Source organism: Rhodococcus sp. 852002-51564_SCH6189132-a (assembly GCF_001665495.1).
Taxonomy (GTDB): Bacteria; Actinomycetota; Actinomycetes; order Mycobacteriales; family Mycobacteriaceae; genus Rhodococcus; species Rhodococcus pyridinivorans.
Genome location: NZ_LZMJ01000085.1, coordinates 116,207 through 133,002, shown reverse-complemented (window position 1 = coordinate 133,002; position 16,796 = coordinate 116,207). Strand labels below are relative to the sequence as shown.

18 protein-coding genes are annotated in these 16,796 nt (G+C 66.2%); 11 read left to right on the top strand and 7 right to left on the bottom strand.

Annotated features, from left to right (window positions below; all coding sequences use genetic code 11):
• The first annotated feature begins 95 nt into the window (after positions 1-95).
• Entirely contained in the window at positions 96-944 is an 849-nt protein-coding gene (wzm, locus tag A5767_RS21290) for a galactan export ABC transporter permease subunit Wzm/RfbD (RefSeq protein WP_006553471.1), read from the top strand.
• Here the strand turns inward: wzm and A5767_RS21285 are convergent.
• The 3 genes from A5767_RS21285 to rfbB form a co-directional block, all read right to left on the bottom strand.
• A complete protein-coding gene (locus tag A5767_RS21285) occupies positions 932-2,437 on the bottom strand; it encodes a glycosyltransferase family 39 protein (protein ID WP_064853095.1) in 1,506 nt (501 codons plus the stop codon). The genes wzm and A5767_RS21285 overlap by 13 nt on opposite strands.
• A gap of 3 nt (positions 2,438-2,440) precedes the next feature.
• On the bottom strand, positions 2,441-4,345 hold the full coding sequence (locus A5767_RS21280) for a glycosyltransferase (protein WP_006553469.1): 1,905 nt from the start codon (positions 4,343-4,345) through the stop codon (positions 2,441-2,443).
• A 143-nt stretch (positions 4,346-4,488) separates the two neighbouring features.
• A complete protein-coding gene (gene rfbB, locus A5767_RS21275) occupies positions 4,489-5,496 on the bottom strand; it encodes a dTDP-glucose 4,6-dehydratase (protein ID WP_064853094.1) in 1,008 nt (335 codons plus the stop codon).
• Between the two features lie 33 nt (positions 5,497-5,529).
• Here rfbB and rfbA point away from each other — a divergent pair, with 33 nt between their 5' ends.
• The 3 genes from rfbA (at position 5,530) to A5767_RS21260 (ending at position 7,523) form a co-directional block, all read left to right on the top strand.
• Positions 5,530-6,405, top strand: coding sequence for a glucose-1-phosphate thymidylyltransferase RfbA (gene rfbA / locus A5767_RS21270; protein ID WP_006553467.1), 876 nt, complete (start codon positions 5,530-5,532; stop codon positions 6,403-6,405).
• Complete coding sequence (gene rfbC, locus A5767_RS21265) at positions 6,406-7,008, top strand: dTDP-4-dehydrorhamnose 3,5-epimerase (protein ID WP_064853093.1); 603 nt, start codon at positions 6,406-6,408, stop codon at positions 7,006-7,008.
• A 71-nt stretch (positions 7,009-7,079) separates the two neighbouring features.
• Entirely contained in the window at positions 7,080-7,523 is a 444-nt protein-coding gene (locus A5767_RS21260; protein WP_064853092.1) for a hypothetical protein, read from the top strand.
• Positions 7,524-7,570: 47 nt separating this feature from the next.
• On the opposite strand, the gene A5767_RS21255 is transcribed toward A5767_RS21260, so the two are convergent.
• The gene (locus A5767_RS21255; protein WP_230826324.1) at positions 7,571-8,419 is read right to left on the bottom strand and encodes a DUF559 domain-containing protein; all 849 of its coding nucleotides are present in this window, start codon (positions 8,417-8,419) and stop codon (positions 7,571-7,573) included.
• A 117-nt stretch (positions 8,420-8,536) separates the two neighbouring features.
• Complete coding sequence (locus A5767_RS21250) at positions 8,537-9,070, bottom strand: GtrA family protein (RefSeq protein WP_231913246.1); 534 nt, start codon at positions 9,068-9,070, stop codon at positions 8,537-8,539.
• A gap of 19 nt (positions 9,071-9,089) precedes the next feature.
• Between A5767_RS21250 and A5767_RS21245 the strand changes: the two genes are divergently transcribed.
• Both A5767_RS21245 and A5767_RS21240 read left to right on the top strand, forming a co-directional pair.
• A complete protein-coding gene (locus A5767_RS21245; RefSeq protein WP_019290337.1) occupies positions 9,090-10,514 on the top strand; it encodes an FAD-binding oxidoreductase in 1,425 nt (474 codons plus the stop codon).
• A complete protein-coding gene (locus A5767_RS21240) occupies positions 10,514-11,275 on the top strand; it encodes a decaprenylphospho-beta-D-erythro-pentofuranosid-2-ulose 2-reductase (protein WP_006553461.1) in 762 nt (253 codons plus the stop codon). Before A5767_RS21245 ends, A5767_RS21240 begins: the two co-directional genes overlap by 1 nt.
• A 60-nt stretch (positions 11,276-11,335) precedes the next feature.
• On the opposite strand, the gene A5767_RS21235 is transcribed toward A5767_RS21240, so the two are convergent.
• The gene (locus tag A5767_RS21235; protein ID WP_024102694.1) at positions 11,336-11,656 is read right to left on the bottom strand and encodes a hypothetical protein; all 321 of its coding nucleotides are present in this window, start codon (positions 11,654-11,656) and stop codon (positions 11,336-11,338) included.
• A gap of 155 nt (positions 11,657-11,811) precedes the next feature.
• On the opposite strand from A5767_RS21235, the gene A5767_RS21230 reads away from it, so the two are divergent.
• Positions 11,812-13,740, top strand: coding sequence for an arabinofuranosyltransferase (locus tag A5767_RS21230; protein ID WP_197483285.1), 1,929 nt, complete (start codon positions 11,812-11,814; stop codon positions 13,738-13,740).
• Here the strand turns inward: A5767_RS21230 and A5767_RS21225 are convergent.
• Complete coding sequence (locus A5767_RS21225) at positions 13,715-14,155, bottom strand: DoxX family protein (protein ID WP_006553458.1); 441 nt, start codon at positions 14,153-14,155, stop codon at positions 13,715-13,717. The genes A5767_RS21230 and A5767_RS21225 overlap by 26 nt on opposite strands.
• 128 nt (positions 14,156-14,283) lie before the next feature.
• On the opposite strand from A5767_RS21225, the gene A5767_RS21220 reads away from it, so the two are divergent.
• Genes A5767_RS21220 through A5767_RS21205 form a run of 4 tightly spaced genes read left to right on the top strand, consistent with a single transcriptional unit; the run spans position 14,284 to position 16,683 of the window.
• Entirely contained in the window at positions 14,284-14,586 is a 303-nt protein-coding gene (locus tag A5767_RS21220; protein WP_064853090.1) for an SAV_915 family protein, read from the top strand.
• Positions 14,583-14,858: a hypothetical protein gene (locus A5767_RS21215; RefSeq protein WP_006553456.1), complete on the top strand. Its 276-nt coding sequence runs from the start codon at positions 14,583-14,585 to the stop codon at positions 14,856-14,858. Before A5767_RS21220 ends, A5767_RS21215 begins: the two co-directional genes overlap by 4 nt.
• Positions 14,855-16,015, top strand: coding sequence for a hypothetical protein (locus A5767_RS21210; RefSeq protein ID WP_064853089.1), 1,161 nt, complete (start codon positions 14,855-14,857; stop codon positions 16,013-16,015). The genes A5767_RS21215 and A5767_RS21210 overlap by 4 nt, the downstream gene beginning before the upstream one ends.
• Positions 16,016-16,023: 8 nt before the next feature.
• Complete coding sequence (locus A5767_RS21205; protein WP_024102688.1) at positions 16,024-16,683, top strand: hypothetical protein; 660 nt, start codon at positions 16,024-16,026, stop codon at positions 16,681-16,683.
• Positions 16,684-16,796 lie beyond the last annotated feature (113 nt).

Here is a 16,796-nt window from a genome sequence, read left to right as displayed (position 1 = left end):
CCGCGCAAGATCGACAGGACCTGCACACGCACGGCGGTCCCGTCGACCCCGCGCCCCGGCAGGTCACATTTACGCCGCGGGTAGGCTCGGGACCCGTGTCTGATGCCCTCACCGTCGACGACGAACCCATCGAGTCGTCCTCACGTTCGTTCCGGCGCGCGTTCCAGGATCTGCGCGAAGGCTTCAACCACCGCGAACTGTGGTTGCTGCTCGGCTGGCAGGACATCAAGCAGCGCTACCGCCGGTCGGTGCTCGGCCCGTTCTGGATCACGATCGCCACGGGTGTGTCGGCGATCGCGATGGGTGTGCTCTACGGCACGCTGTTCAACCTCGATGTCCCGGAGTTCCTGCCGTACGTCGCGCTCGGCTTCATCATCTGGAACCTGATCCAGGGGTCGATCCTCGAGGGCGCGGACGTGTTCATGTCCAACGAGGGCCTGATCAAACAGCTGCCGACGCCGCTCAGTGTGCACGTCTACCGGCTGGTGTGGCGGCAGATGATCCTGTTCGCGCACAACATCGTCATCTACATCGGCATCTTCATCTTCTTCCCACGTCAGCTGTACTGGACGGCCTTCCTCGCCATCCCGGCGCTGGCGTTGATCGCGATCAACGCGGTGTGGGTGTCGCTGGTGTTCGGCATCCTCGCCACGCGCTACCGCGACATCGCGCCGCTGCTCGGCAGCATCGTCCAGCTGCTGTTCTTCATGACACCGATCATCTGGACGGAGAAGACGCTCGAGGGCACCGGCAACGAGGGGCGGGCGCGGATCGCGGAGATCAACCCGCTCTACCACTTCCTCGACATCGTGCGGACCCCACTGCTCGGCGGCGACCAGCAGCTCTACCACTGGGTCATCGTCCTGATCATCACCGTCGTCGGCTGGGGTATCGCCCTGCTCGCGCTGCGCAACTACCGCTCGCGCGTCGCCTACTGGGTCTGAGCCGGTTCGAGCCGGACCAGCTGTGAACGGTGGATCGGCTCCCGGTCGGTGATCCGGAAACCGACGGCCTCGAGCTCCCGGTAGGTGTCGGTCTCGGTGAACCGGTGGGGTTCGAACCGCCACCACACGTTGTTCGGGTGCCACACCCGGAAGCCGGTCTCGCGCTCGCCGTCGGCGACCACCCACAGCACCTCGCATCGAGCCGCCGCGCGTCGGGCGAGTTCCGGCGGCGGAGCGTCGGTCGACCACAGGTTCACGCGGTCGACGGCGTCGTAGCCGAGCCCCACGTCGTCGAGTCCTTCCACCGCGTCGGGCCGGGCGTCAACGACCGCGCGCAGTGAGGTCGGTGCCCACGAGACGCGCGGTTCGAAAGCGACACAGTCGCCGGGTTCGGAGCGTTCGACCAGCCGGTCGGCGATCACGCTGTAGTCCATCCCGCCGGCCTTGCCGAACGGCTGTCGCTGCTGCACGTAGGCCGGCGCAACGCTGACGGCGACCGCAGTCAGCACCACCAGCATCGACCACCAGCGGGTTGCGGTGCGGGCCGCCGCCCAGCCCACGAGCAGCACCATCGCGGGAACCGTGAACGACAGATAGCGCTCGAGGTACATGTTGTCCTCGAGCAGCGAGTAGCCGAGCAACAGCACCATGGGCACGGCGAAACCCGGCACAGCGAGCCACAGCAGGGTCCGCTCCCCAGGCTCCGCGCCACGACGGCACGCGGCGATCACCCCGGCGACGACGATCGCGGCGAACAAGGTGGCCGTCCACGGGGCCTGCGGGAACCACTGATCGAGAGCGATCGTGCGGACGATCGTCGAGTCGAGCGGAGGAATCCAGGCGACCTGCTTGGCCTGCGAATAGGCGAGCAGGACGAACGGCGTCGACAAGGCCGCGCCCACCCCTGCGGACAACAGGAACGCACCGCGCCCACGACCACGGACCAGCACGGTGAGGAGATGCGCGACAACGACCGTCGCGGAGTACACGAACATCACCGTCGCGACCGGCAGGACGACGGCGTACAGCGCCCACCACCGTCTACGGCCGGTCGCGCAGCCGAGCGCGACCAGCAGCGACAACACCGCGACCAGCGCCGCAGCGAAGGCATAGGACCGCGCTTCGGTGGCCGCCCAGGTCACCCGCGGCGACAGCGCGAACAGCACCCCGGCGGCGATCCCCACGCGACGACCCGCCAGCACCTGGCCGGTCGCCGTGACGGCTGCGGCACCCACCCCGAGCGCGAGCACACCGGGCAGGCGGGCGGTGAACTCGTCGACGCCCACGAGGGAGAACCAGTAGTGCAGCAGCAGATTGTGCAGGCCGTGGACGGCGTCGATCCGGGTGTGGACGCGGAGCATCCCCTCGACCGACCGGTCGGCACTCGAGATGGTGGCGGCCTCGTCCCACCACAGCGAGGGGACCCACGAGAACGCCCCTGCGACGAGCACGGTCGCAACCCCGATCAGCAGGGGAAACGACCATGCCCTCACGGTCTACCCGTCGATGCCGTACAGGCGCGCCCAGTTCTCGCGGCTCGTGAGCTTGGGGAGCGCTTCCTGCCAGACCGTCTTCATCCGGGGCGCTTCCTTGCGGAGCTGCCAGCACACCTTCGCGGCCTGCTTCGCGAGGTCGACGGCGGTGTCCTTGTCGCGGTGACGCACCCGCACGGCGTTCTGCGAGGCGTCGGTGACGACGGCCTTGTCGAACAACGACACGTGCCACCACGATGCGAAGTGAGCGGGAACGGTGACCGTCCGGCGGTCGACCTTGCCGGCGAACTGCTGCACGGCACGCTTGAGCAGCACCAGGCCCTCGCGCTTCTTGTCGGGCTCGAACTGCCAGACCGACATCTGCGTGTGCGGATCGGATTCCTTGCCCACCTGCGCGGCCGGAAGCGGCTTCGTCTCGGGATAGCGGTCGCGCAGTTCGCGCAGTTCCTTCAGCACGGACTGGCCGCCGTCGTAAAGGAAGTCCGGTCCGGCGAGGAAGTCCTCCGCAGCCTTGATGAAGGTCGCGGCGAGACCGTACTGCATCGAGACGATGAGCTCACTGATCTTGCGGAACAGGTACTTCGACATGTCGTTACCGTCGAAGCGCCCGTAGATGGACGAGACGATCAGGCCGTTACGGATGCTGAAATAGCGCGCCCAGTCGTCGTAGTCCTTGAGATAGAAGTCGGCATGCCACACACCCGCATTGGGCAGGGTGACCGTCGGATGCCCCGCGTACCGGGCACGGATGCCGTATTCGATGTCGTCCCACTGGAAGAACAGCGGGATGGGCAGACCGCAGTCGGCGATGATCTCGGCGGGCAGCAGGCAGGTCCACCAGCCGTTCCAGCCGGCGTCGAAACGCATGTCCTGCTTCTTCTTCACGAGGTCGATGCCCATGCGCGCACCCGGAGTCAGTGCGCCGGCGGTGATCTCGTCGAGCACCTCACGCTCGGCCGAGACGTGCAGGACCTGGGGATTGCTCAGCGACAGCATCTGGGCACCGACGATCGTCGGCTGCACCGTCATGTTCGCGAAAGCGTTGAGACGCAACACCGATTCGGGTTCGCACAGGATGTCGTCGTCCATGACGATGACGTTGGCGTGCTCGGCCTTGGCGGAACCGGTGATCTCGTACATGCCGCGCGAGAAGCCACCCGCACCACCGAGATTCGGCTGGGTCAGGTAGATGAGCTTGTCGCCGAGCTTGTCGGCGACCTCGGCGAACGCCGAGCGCGAGCGCACCTGGTCGGTGCCCTGGTCGACGATGCACACCGCTTCGATGTCGGCCATCGCCCCGTCGTCCGAGGCGAGAGTGCCGACGGTGACGGTGCAGTCGTCGGCGCGGTTGAACGTGCAGATGACCACAGCCGCGGGACGCAGGTGCTCGGGAGCGGCGACCGTCCAGCGCGCGTCGGAGACGAGCACCGATCCGTTGCCGGCATCGATGGAGAACCACATCGCACCGCCGTCGACGAACCGCTCGATCGGCAGCTCGAGGTCGAGCTCGCCCGAACCCGACACCGTCTCGACCGTCACGATCCGCTCGCGTCCGCGTGCATCGGACGCCCACACGGTGAACTCAGCCGTACCGGAGCAGCCGTAGGTGAGCTGCAGGTTCACGGTCTTCACGTCGGTCCAGCGCTGCCAGAACGTCGCGGGAAAGCGGCCGAAATAGGTGTTGGTGTGGGCGGTCGCGCCGTCGGCGAGCTGCAGCCCGTAGCGGTCGGACGCCGCGCCACCCTTCGTGTGGACGTACATCTTCTCCGGCACGCGCGGCGACAGAGATGCGAAGACACCGCGCTGGACGATCAGCCGGTCGCGACGCACCGGCTCGGTGAGAACCTCGTCCAGTGTGTCCGCCTCATGTCCGATCGTGCTTGTGTCGCCGGCAGCTGCCTGCTCCATCGGGCTACTCCCCGCTCGTGGTCGATCCGCTGTTTTCGATGCGACAGTAGCAGCGGAAACAGGAGCTCCACGGTTGTGTGCGTCGACTACCGGTGTTTCGACCCATTCGCGAATTGTGCCGGGACTACCCCGAACGGCGCGGGTTATCGGCCCAGAACGCGCTCGACGCGCCTGTAGGCGGCCTCGGTGGCCTGTTTCTGTGGCGTCCACCACTGCTCGTGGGCGCGGTACCAGTCGATGGTCGCGGCCAGCCCCTCACGGAAGTCGCGGTAGCGGGGCGCCCAGCCCAGTTCGGTGCGCAGGCGGGTCGCGTCGATGGCGTACCGCAGGTCGTGGCCGGGGCGGTCGGTGACGAAATCGAACTCGTCACGGCCCTTGCCGCACAGCTCGAGGACGGTTTCGACGACGGTACGGTTGTCGGTCTCCCCGTCCGCGCCGATCAGATAGGTCTCGCCGAGCCGGCCGTGTTCGATGATCGTCCACACGGCGCTGTTGTGGTCGTCGACGTGGATCCAATCCCGCACGTTGGTGCCGGTGCCGTAGAGCTTCGGGCGCACACCGGTGAGCACGTTGGTGATCTGGCGGGGGATGAACTTCTCCACGTGCTGATAGGGGCCGTAGTTGTTCGAGCAGTTGGAGATGGTCGCGCGGACGCCGAACGAACGCACCCAGGCGCGCACCAGCAGATCCGAGCCGGCCTTCGTCGACGAATAGGGGCTCGACGGATTGTAGGCGGTGGTCTCGGTGAACTTGATCGGATCGTTCAGCGGCAGGTCGCCATAGACCTCGTCGGTGGAGATGTGGTGATAACGCACGTCGTACTTGCGGACGGCCTCGAGCAGGGTGAAGGTGCCCACGAGATTGGTCTGCACGAACGGTGCGGGGTTCGCCAGGGAGTTGTCGTTGTGGGATTCGGCGGCGAAGTGCACCACCAGATCGGTGTCGGCGACGAGCCGGTCGACCAGCTCGGCGTCGGCGATGTCACCTTCGACGAAGGTGATCGTGTCGGCGACGGGGTCGAGGGAGGCGCGGTTGCCGGCGTAGGTGAGCTTGTCGAGCACGGTGACCTGCGTGTCGGGTCGTTCCGCGACGGTCTGATGGACGAAGTTCGCGCCGATGAAACCGGCACCACCGGTGACGAGCAGCCTCATTGGCGCAAGCCTACTCATGCGAGACTGTCCGACATGCGCGGAATCATCCTCGCGGGTGGGACGGGCTCGCGTCTGCATCCGATCACCCAGGGCGTGAGCAAGCAACTCGTGCCCGTCTACGACAAGCCGATGATCTACTACCCGCTCTCGACGCTCATGCTCGCCGGGATCCGCGACATCCTCATGATCACCACCCCGCACGACGCCGGACAGTTCCGCTGGTTGCTCGGCGACGGTTCGCAGTTCGGCGTGAACATCACCTACGCGATCCAACCCTCACCCGACGGCCTGGCACAGGCCTTCGTGCTCGGCGCCGACCACATCGGAACCGAGCCGGTCGCATTGATCCTCGGCGACAACATCTTCTACGGCCCCGGCCTCGGCACCCAGCTCAAGCGCTTCGCTCACATCGACGGTGGTGCGGTGTTCGCGTACCGGGTGTCCGATCCGTCGGCCTACGGGGTGATCGAGTTCGACTCCACCGGCCGCGCCCTGTCGCTCGAGGAGAAACCCGACGACCCGAAGTCGAACTTCGCGGTGCCCGGGCTGTACTTCTACGACAACGACGTCGTCGAGATCGCCCGGTCGCTGAAGCCGTCGGCGCGCGGGGAACTGGAGATCACCGACGTCAACCGCACCTATCTCGAAGCGGGGAAACTGCAGGTCGAGGTGTTGCCGCGCGGTACCGCCTGGCTCGACACCGGCACCTTCGACTCGCTGCTCGACGCGTCGAACTACGTGCGCACCATCGAACAACGTCAGGGATTGAAGATCGGTGCGCCCGAGGAGGTCGCGTGGCGCCTCGGGTTCATCGACGACGAGCACCTGCGCGCCGCGGCCGAGCCGCTGGTGAAGTCGGGCTACGGCAGCTACCTGCTGGATCTGCTCGAACGAGGAAAGGACCGCTAGGTGCACTACCGCGAACTGAAGGTCGCCGGGGCGTGGGAGATTACGCCGAAACAGTTCGGCGACGACCGGGGCGTGTTCCTCGAATGGTTCAAGCAGGAGAGTTTCACCGACGCCGTCGGCCGGCCCCTGGAGTTGGCGCAGGCGAACTGCTCGGTCTCCGCCGCCGGAGTACTGCGCGGCATCCACTACGCGGATGTGCCTCCCGGACAGGCGAAGTACGTCACGTGCGTGTCGGGGTCGGTGCTCGACGTTGTCGTCGACCTGAGGGTGGGGTCGCCGACCTTCGGGCAGTGGGATTCGGTGCTGCTCGACACGAAGGACCGGCGCGCGATCTTCCTGTCCGAGGGCCTCGGTCACGGTTTCCTCGCCCTCGAGGACAACTCGACCGTCGTCTACCTGTGCTCGACGGGCTACGACCCCGACCGTGAGCACGAGGTGAACCCGTTCGATCCGGAGATCGGGATCGATTGGCCGACAACGGGACCTGACGGCAGGTCGCTGACCTACGAACTGTCGGCCAAGGACCGGACGGCACCCACCCTCGCCGACGCCCGCGAAGCGGGTCGTCTCCCGCACGCACAAGACTCAGCCACCGATCCGTAACATCTTGGGACTCTTGCCGATAGCCAGGGCAGTGCTTCCGCACCGACATACCGAAGAGACAGGATCCGACCGTGAACTTGAAGACCACCCTCGGACGGGTAGCGAGCGTCGGCGTCGCAGCCGCCGTTACCGCCGGCCTCGCTGTTGCCGGAACTTCCACCGCTTCCGCGGACTCGAACTGGACCACGTTCACCAATACGGTGGGTCTGCACCTCGATACGGGTTCGAGCGGGTATGCCGGCAACGCAACCCCGTTCATCGATGCACCGGTCGTGCTCCGAACCGACCCCGCCTCTCCTGAACTGCCACTCTGGATCGGGGGAATCGGATCACCGTTCTGCCCCTGCACCGTGCACTGGCACAACGAGACCACAGGTGAGCGCGGGAAGGTACGTGCCAACAGCACTCTGCTCCCCTCGGAAACGGGTGCCGGGGAGATCTCGGCATACGTCACCATCGACGGCAACATCAGCGTCACCGCCGTTCGTGGCGTCGCCAACTGGACCGCCCGATAGCAGATCTGGTTGTTCCGACGGCGTTCAGCGCGGTCGGAACAACCAGATCATCGGGTGCGGCCGAGTGCCGCACGGATCCGGCGTACGACCCCGTCCGGGTCCTGCGTCAGCATGTGCCAGGTGAATCGCAGAACGTGCCATCCTGCGTTGATCAGGACGTTCTGTCTTTCGATGTCGTGGCAGTGACGGTCTGCGTCGCGATGCCACACCCAGCCGTCGATCTCTATCGCCACCCGTTCGGCCTCGAACGCGACGTCGATCTCGTATCCACAGCTCATCACGTGTGCACGCCAGCCGGTGAACCCTGCCTGACGTAGCACCCGATGGAAGATGCGTTCGGCCTGGGAATGCCCGCCGTCCCGGGCGGTGCACAACAATTTCTCCGCAGCGCGCGACCCACGACGTCCCGGATTCCTCAGGTGGGACCGCTCCAGCAGAGCCAACGACGTGTGTCGTTGAAGTGCTCTGTCCATGAGGACGGAACCCTCTTTCAGCTCGACCGCTGCCTCCAACACCGTGAGAGGTACACCTGTGACCCGCAGCCCGCGCACGGTCACGATGTCGTCGGCGGGCAGGTCCCTGCGACGGAGGTGCACATTCCCGTTTCTCACGATGGCCCGCCCATGTGGGACGGTGACGAAGTAACGGGCGGGAGGCCTGTCGAGGATTCCGTGCCACCACGCGGCGCTCGGACCCCATGCCGTCGCCGCACGTCCCGCACCGTAGACAGCGGCGCGAAGGTGCACCGAAGGGGTCCGCTCCCGATCGGCCCGGAGATACACACCGGGAACCAGTGAGACCCATTCACCCGACCGCACGTAGTGATCGATGATTGCGATGCTCAGACCGCACCGCACCGCCTGATCGCGGGTGACGACACCGTCCTGCCTGGCCATGATCGCGTGTGCTCGGGAGCGTGACATATCCGGTTCGACGCCACAGGAGCCGGACCGGTTCCACACAGCTCGGATCTGGTTGGTCCGACCGTGTATGTCGCCGTCGAACCAACCAGATCAGCGCAGGCGGAAGATCACGACCCGCTGGACGACGAAGTTGATCACCGTCGCGGTGCCCTGGGCGACGACGAAGGCGAAGGGCGTGACCCACCACTCGTCGCCGAGGGCTTCGTTGAGTACGCGGTTGATGCCGACCTGTGCGGCGAAGGTCACTGCGTAGAGGACCACCACGGCTGCGAAACGAACGCGGCTCGGCGGGGCCTTGAAGGTCCAGCGGCGGTTGATCAGGTAGGCGGTGGTGGTGCCGGCCACGAACGACAGGGCCTTCGCGACGTCGCGCGTGACGCCCAGTGCCATGAGCAGGACGTACAGGCCGTAGTCGACGATCGCCGAGAACCCACCGGTCAGGACGAACCGTGTGAGCTGCGTCTTCAGGTCCAGCGCTTCGTCGGCCGTCGAATCGGTCAACGGCAGTTCGGGAGCCAGTGGGGCGTGATGCTCCGGCAGCGGCTGCACATGGTCGTGGGATTCCGGCACGCAGACGAGGGTAACGCCCGTGAGCAACAGCATCTTGCCGGGTGACCAGGACACACGGGTAGCCTTTACCCCGATGTCCACGACAGCTACGGAGCAGGCGAGCGAGCCGCTCCCCACCCAGACCCGCACCCTGACCGGCTGGGGGCGCACTGCGCCGACCACCGCAGAGGTGCTGTCCACCCCCGACGTCGAAGTGATCGCCAAGGCGGTCGCGCGGGTCGCGGAAGACAACGAGTCGAAGCCGTCGCACCTGCGGCGCGGCGTGATCGCACGCGGGCTCGGACGCTCCTACGGCGACCCCGCGCAGAACGCGGGCGGGCTCGTCGTCGATATGACGGCGCTGAACAAGATCCACAGCATCGACCGTGACTCCCGCAAGGTCGTGGTGGACGGTGGTGTGAGCCTCGACCAGCTCATGCGCGCCGCGCTGCCGTTCGGTCTGTGGGTGCCCGTCCTGCCGGGCACGCGCCAGGTCACCATCGGTGGTGCGATCGGTGCCGACATCCACGGCAAGAACCACCACAGCGCGGGCAGCTTCGGCAACCACGTCAAGTCCATCGACCTGCTCACCGCCGACGGCCAGGTCCGCACGTGCACCCCCACCGGGCGCAACGCCAAGCTGTTCTGGGCGACCGTGGGCGGAATGGGTCTGACAGGCATCATCCTGCGCGCGACCATCGAGATGACCCCCACGGAGACGGCGTACTTCATCGCCGACAGCCGCCGCACCGAGTCTCTCGACGAGACGATCGCCCTGCACAGCGACGGTTCGGAAGCGAACTACGACTACTCCAGCGCATGGTTCGACGCCATCTCGCCGGAGCCGAAGCTCGGCCGCGCCGCAGTCTCCCGAGGCAACCTCGCGAAGCTCGACCAGCTGCCGAAGAAGCTGCAGAAGGACCCGCTCAAGTTCGACGCGCCGACCCTGCTGACCCTGCCCGACGTATTCCCCAACGGGCTGGCCAACAAGTTCAACTTCTCGGTGATCGGTGAGCTGTACTACCGGAAGACGAAGAACGCCGACAACCAGGTCCAGAATCTGACGGCGTTCTACCACCCCCTCGACCTGTTCGGGGAGTGGAACCGCGGCTACGGACCCAACGGCTTCCTGCAGTACCAGTTCGTGGTGCCGCCGGAAGCGGTCGAGGAGTTCAAGAAGATCATCCGCGACATCCAGGCGTCGGGACATCACTCGTTCCTCAACGTGTTCAAGCTGTTCGGTGAAGGGAACAAGGCTCCGCTCAGCTTCCCCATCCCCGGCTGGAACATCTGCGTCGACTTCCGGATCAAGCCGGGCCTGAACGAGTTCGTGCGCGAACTCGACAAGCGGGTCCTCGAGTTCGGTGGTCGCCTCTACACCGCGAAGGATTCGCGGACCGACGCGGAGACCTTCCACGCCATGTACCCGCGGATCGACGAGTGGCTGAAGGTGCGCCGCTCCGTCGACCCCACGAACGTCTTCGCCTCCGATATGTCCAGAAGGTTGGAACTCCACTGATGATCAACGCCGTCGGCAATCCCCAGACCCTGCTGCTGCTCGGTGGCACCTCCGAGATCGGCCTGGCCATCGTCGAGGAGTACCTCCGCAAGGCACCGGCCCGCGTGATCCTCGCGGCCCTGCCCGGCGACCCGCGTCGTGAGGACGCCGTCGCCCAGGCGAAGTCCGCGGGTGCGACGCAGGTCGACCTGATCGACTTCGACGCGCTCGACACGGCGAGCCACCCGGCCGTCATCGACCAGGCGTGGAAGGACGGCGACGTCGACATCGCGATCGTCGCCTTCGGTCTGGACGCCGACGCCGAGGAGCTGTGGCAGAACCAGAGCAAGGCCGTGCGGGTCGCGGAGGTCAACTACACGGCCGCCGTCTCCGTGGGTGTGCTGGTGGGCGAGAAGATGAAGGCGCAGGGCTTCGGGCGCATCATCGCGATGTCGTCGGTTGCCGGCGAGCGCGTCAAGCGCGCCAACTTCGTCTACGGTTCCACCAAGGCCGGCCTCGACGGCTTCTTCCTCGGACTCGGTGAGGCGCTGCGCCCGTTCGGGCCGCGCGTGACCGTCGTGCGCCCCGGCCAGGTGCGCACGCAGTTCAGCGCGCACGTCGACGAGGCCCCGCTCACCGTGAACAAGGAAGATGTCGCGAAGCTCGCTGTCGCGGCCTCCGATCGCGGCAAGGAGATCGTCTGGGCGCCGGGCACCTTCCGGTTCGTGATGATCGTGCTGCGTCACCTGCCGCGCGCGATCTTCCGCAAGCTGCCGATCTGACAGACGTGCACCCTCTGCCCCGCCGGACCCGTTTCGGCGGGGCAGTCGTCTTTTCGGGGTCTACCGGACGTAGCCGGTTCCGCTGTGGATCATCCCGGGCGGCCCGTAGCACCAGTGGTTGATCGACCCTTCGTTCACGAAGACACCGTTCACGATGCCGTCCTGCCCCGCCTCGTTCGTCGCGTAGCCGACACCCGGCGCCCCGACGACGATGCACTGGTAGGGATCGACGCCGTGGTGGTCGTACAACCGGCCGTCGATGGGACCGCCGGGCGCACCCGGTTCGATCACCGGATACGCCGAGGCCTGCGCCGCCCCGAAGACGAGGAGAGGTGCCGTCGCGAGCGTTGCGAGGGCCGCACGAACTGCTTTACCTGTCATGATCTGAGCCTTCCGTTCGGATTCCCCGGGCGGTACCGACGGCCCGGTTTCCCGACGCAACTTCCAGGATGAAGGTCCCGACCGGTGGACGGCGGCGTTTTGCGGCGCGGATCGGGCCACCACTCGTCTCGCGGACGCATCTCTATGCTCGTGGGGTGCTCGCCGACACTCCTGTAGCAGTAGCCCCGTTACGCCGTGCCGTCTCGACGCTCGTGCAGTTCGTCTGCGCAGCGCTCGTCGCAGCACTCGTCGCCGCGGTGGGGCTGTTCGCTTTCGACCGTGTGCAGTGGCCGGCGTTCAATTCGTCGAACGTGACGCAGGCCGTCACCACCGTGATGCAGTTCGCGGCACTCGCCGTGCTCGGCCTGTCGATCTATCTGTTGCGTCGCCGCAGATGGGTGACGGGGGCGCGGGTGCTGTCGTGGGCGGCGCTGTCCGGCCTGGTCACCGCGACCCTCGGGATGCCGCTCGCCGCGACCCGCCTCTACCTGCACGGCATCTCCGTCGACCAGGAGTTCCGCACCCAGTTCCTCACGCGACTGACGGACAGCGCGGCGTTGCGCGACATGAACTACGCCGACCTGCCGTCGTTCTATCCGGCCGGGTGGTTCTGGATCGGTGGCCGTGTCGCGAATCTGCTGGGTATGGACGGCTGGGAAGCGTTCAAGCCGTATGCGATCGGCTCGCTGGCGGTCGCGGCGGTCGTCGCGCTGGTGCTGTGGTCCGAATTGGTCCGCTCCGATCTGGCGGTGCTCGCCGCCACCGCGACGACGCTGGTCGTGCTGGCCTACGGTTCGCCGGAACCCTACGGAGCGGTGATCGCCGTGCTGGTCGCGCCGGCGTTGGTGCTGGCCTGGGGTGGTTTCCTACCCGCTACACGCGGTGGCCGGGGACGACAGGGCTGGGGTGCCGTCGTGGGGACGGGCCTGTTCCTCGGTCTCGCCGCGACCTTCTACACCCTCTATCTCGGTATCGCGGCGTTCGCGGTGACGGTGATGGCCGTCGTCGCGGCGTACCTCGCGCGTCGCGCCACCGGGTCGTGGCGGGCGGTCCTTCCGGTGCTCGTCCGTCTCGTGGTGATGGCGTCGATCGCGGTGCTCGTCGCGTTGATCGTGTGGGCGCCGTTCGTGTTCGACGTGCTGGGCGGTAATCCCCCGTCCGAGTCCGGGACCGCGACCCACTATCTCCCCGATGCCGGTGCGCGACTGCCGTTGCCGATGTTCCACATGTCCCTGATCGGACTGTTGTCGTTGCTGGGCACCGTGTGGCTCGTGGGCCGGGCGTCGTCGTCGCATCGGGCGCAGGCGCTCGGGCTCGGGGTGATCGCGGTCTACCTGTGGTACCTCGCCTCGATGGCGTTGACCGCCGTGGGCAACACCCTGCTCGCGTTCCGTCTCGAGGTCATCCTGCTCGTACTGCTCGCTGCGGCAGGCGCATTCGCCTTCGTCGACTTCTCGCGTTGGATCAGCCTGGCGACCAGCGAGAATCCGCGCGTGCGCAGGGTGCTCGTGGCAGTGGGGGCTCTGGGTGCGCTGGCGTTCGCGCAGAACATTCCGCAGGTACTCGCCGGCGAGATCACCGTCGCCTACACCGATACCGACGGGTCGGGCGAACGCGCCGATCAGCGACCCGCCGGTGCCGCGTCCTATTACGCCGAGGTGGACGACGTCCTGCTGTCGCAGTTGGGCGGCGAGCGTGACGACCACGTGGTCCTCACGGCCGACACGTCTTTCCTCGCCTACTACCCATACTTCGGTTTCCAGGCCCTGACCTCGCACTACGCCAACCCGCTGGCGGAGTTCTCCGCGCGGGCCGCAGCGATCGAGGAGTGGTCGGAACTCTCCTCCCCCGGCGAACTGCTCGCCGCCTGGGAGGAGCTGCCGTGGAGAGCCCCCGACGCCGTCGTCTTCCGACAGGGTGCCGAGGGCTACACGCTGCGTCTGGCCGAGGACGTCTACCCGAACGATCCCAATGTGCGGCGGTACACGGTGACCTTCCCCAAGGAACTGTTCGACGATCCCCGATTCACCGTGACCGAGGTGGGGCCGTTCGTCATCGTCACCGCGACGGGCGAACCGGCATGATGCGACGAACCCCGATGTCGCGCAACCACAATCCACCCCACACCAGAATTCCGGTGTAGATCGGGAAGAGAGTCGTGCTGACGATGGGCTGTTCGGTGAGCAGATTCGTCGCGACAGCACCGCCGAGATAGCCGGTGAGGAGTACGGCGCCGAGGATTGCCGTAGGCGGCAGGACGTAGGCGATCAGGCAGACGAGTAGGACGACGCCGAACACCCGGTTGAGGCTCGGGTCGAACCCGAGATCGGCCATCGCTTCCTGCACCTGCGAAACGTTGGCGATGTGGATGATCGAGTCCCACAGCAGAAACAGGACGACGAGACCGCTGACGATCAGGCCTGCGATGCGGGCGGCGCGTGAGGGTGCCGCGGCGATGTCGTCGCGGGTGCCGGTGGTGGATGCGGTGAAGGTGTTCATGACGGCCTCCTGGTAGGTGGGCAGCGGTGCTGTCGCAGATACCGACCGGGCAGGAGCCGGAAACTCATCGCCGCTACGGTAAGGTCGCGGCGAGTCGTACGGGGGGTACGACGGAATCGGGGGATTCGATGAGCGACGTTCTGTATGTGCCGATCCGACGCCGCGACAGTTCCGGGCAGGTTCGGCTCGAGATGCGCACACTGCCCGACGGCCGGCTGGCGTTGCCCGCCTACACCTCGCCGAAGGAACTGGCCCGCTGCTGCGGACCGCAGCAGCCGTGGATGGGCGTCGACAGCACAGGGCTGCAGGAGATCCACCGGACCACCGGGTACGACGTGGTCCTGCTCGACGGCCGACAACCACCGCCACCCCCGATCGCGGACGACGACCGTCCGTTCGAGGACCCGCTCGGCAGGAGAGCGACCCGGTGAGCATCGACATCGGTGACCTCGACACGGTCGCGAAGCTCCTGGCGACCGGAGCGATGGGAATCGACGAGCTCGGATCCGATCCCGCACCGATACCCGACGCGGGTGCCGCCACCGCACTGCTCGTCGACGCTCTCGGGTCGATTGCTTCCGCGCTGGACGCGGCGGTCCGGTCGCTGGCCAACGCAGCGGACGCCACCCAGGACAGTCTGCGCGCCTACCAGGACGCCGAGTCGCACACTGCTCAGGAGATGGCGAAGGCCGGTGAGGGATGAGCCTCGACACCCGAGTCTTCGGCGACCCCACCTCCTGCTACGCATGCGCGGATTCGCTCACTGCCCTCGCCACGGGTGTGCACGACCGACTGAAGGCGGCGCGCGACGGACGCACCGAGTCCGAGTACGAATTCAGAAGCCCTGCGGGAGATGCGTTCCGCACGACGCTCGACCGCATCATCACGGGGACGACCGAGGCCGCAGACCAGATCGACGTGGTCGCCGCTGCCCTGCGCGCATTCGCCGACGGACTCGTCACCGTCCGGTCACGCATGTCACAGGCCGAGGCGACAGCGGCGGAAGCCGGTATTCCCGTGGAGTTCGGCGTCGGGATCGGTGAGCCACTCAACGTCGATCCGAACTCGTACGACATTGCACCCCAGGTTTTTCGGACGAAGCAGATCGCAGCCTACGAGGCGGCTGCGGGGCTCGTTGCGGAAGGTCGCGCGGCCGAAACCGGGGCGCACAGCGCGCTCGCGGAAGCCTTGCGCGGCCCGACGACAATTCTGAAGGACGCAGAAGCCCAGTGGGGATGGCTGGTTCTACACACAGTCGGTGGGTATCTGGCTACGGCGGTTTCCGAGCTGTCGAAATGGGGAGACCTGGCCGAGGCACGCGGCGCGAACCTTGCTCGGCTGCGTGAGCTTGCCGCGGAAGCGGCGCGGTTGGGTGATCCGTACCCAGAAGCTACTGCGGCCAGGGCTGTTCGGGCCTTCCAAGGGGGTGCGGACGATGCTGCACGATTCGCTGCGGAGAACTCTCGACTGCTTGCCGGGCTCGGTGACAACAAGGTCATCCGATTTCTTGGCAGCAGTTTCGGCGAACATATCCCTAAAGGGACCGAACTGGCGCATTTCGGGTCGAAAGTTCCTGTCGTGGGTGGAATTTTGACCGCCGCCCAGACATATGGCGACGTCATGAATGCCGAAACAACGGGAGATGCCGTAAAGGCGGTCGCAAAGGATGTCGGTGGATTCGTCGCTGGAACGGTTGCAACCGAGTTGATTCTTGCAAGTGCGGCCGGTGGTCCCGTCACTTTGCTTGCGGTCGGCGCCGGGGTCGGTGTCGCGTTTGGTGTGGGCGAAGTAATCGAACACTGGGACGACATATCCGGTGCCGTCGGTTCGGCGGCGCGCTGGGCTGGAAACCTGTTCTGAGGACGAGAATGAACGAGGACAATCTCCCTCCCATGCCTGACACGATCACCGGTGTACCTCGCCCGCCTCACGCACCACGCATTCATAACGGCATCGAGTACACACCGACCGACCGACAACCACGAAAACCACCGGAAGCACCGGACCATCTCGGTCCCACTCTCGAATGGTTCCAACCTCACGTCCGCGAAAAATACATCAGCGCATTTACCCTGATGACCATTACGGTCGCGTTCTTCACAATCTCCAACGGGGATCTTCGCTGGATTCACTGGTGGGGTGCGTGGCTCATCATCACTGCGGGTGGCTGGCTGATGTTTCGCGGGATCAGGAACCATTGGACGGCAGCAGGATCCACATGGGTGCAATGTCGCGACAGCTGGGTCGACACCTACCACCTCACCCGTATACGTTTCTCCGCAGACGGGCCGAACCGCGTTCTTCGTTTGAAAGACGCTCACGGCAACGAGATCCACTCGTTCAAGATCAGCGACATTCAAGGAAACCCTGACCTGTGGGATCTGGTCTACAACGGCATCCTCCACTCCGTCGCGTCGGACAACTGCGACATCGACGCCAAGACCCGCCACATCCTGAAGATCCCCTACGAACTCGGGCCACGCCCCACCCGTAGCGAACGCATCAGAGGACGACGCCGCAGATGGTGAACCCCATCGATCTACCACCGATGCCGGATTCGATCACAGGCGAACCCCGCCCACCCCGGGCGCCCCGCATCTACCACGGCACGGAATACACACCAGTCAAGCGCTCCCCACGA

Coding starts and splice junctions, on each gene's coding strand:
- A5767_RS21205 (WP_024102688.1), top strand. CDS start 16,024: ATGAACGAGGACAATCTCCCTCCCATGCCTGACACGATCACCGGTGTA.
- rfbB (WP_064853094.1), bottom strand. CDS start 5,496: ATGAGGCTGCTCGTCACCGGTGGTGCCGGTTTCATCGGCGCGAACTTC.
- A5767_RS21280 (WP_006553469.1), bottom strand. CDS start 4,345: ATGGAGCAGGCAGCTGCCGGCGACACAAGCACGATCGGACATGAGGCG.
- A5767_RS21255 (WP_230826324.1), bottom strand. CDS start 8,419: ATGGCCAGGCAGGACGGTGTCGTCACCCGCGATCAGGCGGTGCGGTGC.
- A5767_RS21210 (WP_064853089.1), top strand. CDS start 14,855: ATGAGCCTCGACACCCGAGTCTTCGGCGACCCCACCTCCTGCTACGCA.
- A5767_RS21235 (WP_024102694.1), bottom strand. CDS start 11,656: ATGACAGGTAAAGCAGTTCGTGCGGCCCTCGCAACGCTCGCGACGGCA.
- A5767_RS21245 (WP_019290337.1), top strand. CDS start 9,090: ATGTCCACGACAGCTACGGAGCAGGCGAGCGAGCCGCTCCCCACCCAG.
- A5767_RS21225 (WP_006553458.1), bottom strand. CDS start 14,155: ATGAACACCTTCACCGCATCCACCACCGGCACCCGCGACGACATCGCC.
- A5767_RS21240 (WP_006553461.1), top strand. CDS start 10,514: ATGATCAACGCCGTCGGCAATCCCCAGACCCTGCTGCTGCTCGGTGGC.
- A5767_RS21220 (WP_064853090.1), top strand. CDS start 14,284: ATGAGCGACGTTCTGTATGTGCCGATCCGACGCCGCGACAGTTCCGGG.
- rfbA (WP_006553467.1), top strand. CDS start 5,530: ATGCGCGGAATCATCCTCGCGGGTGGGACGGGCTCGCGTCTGCATCCG.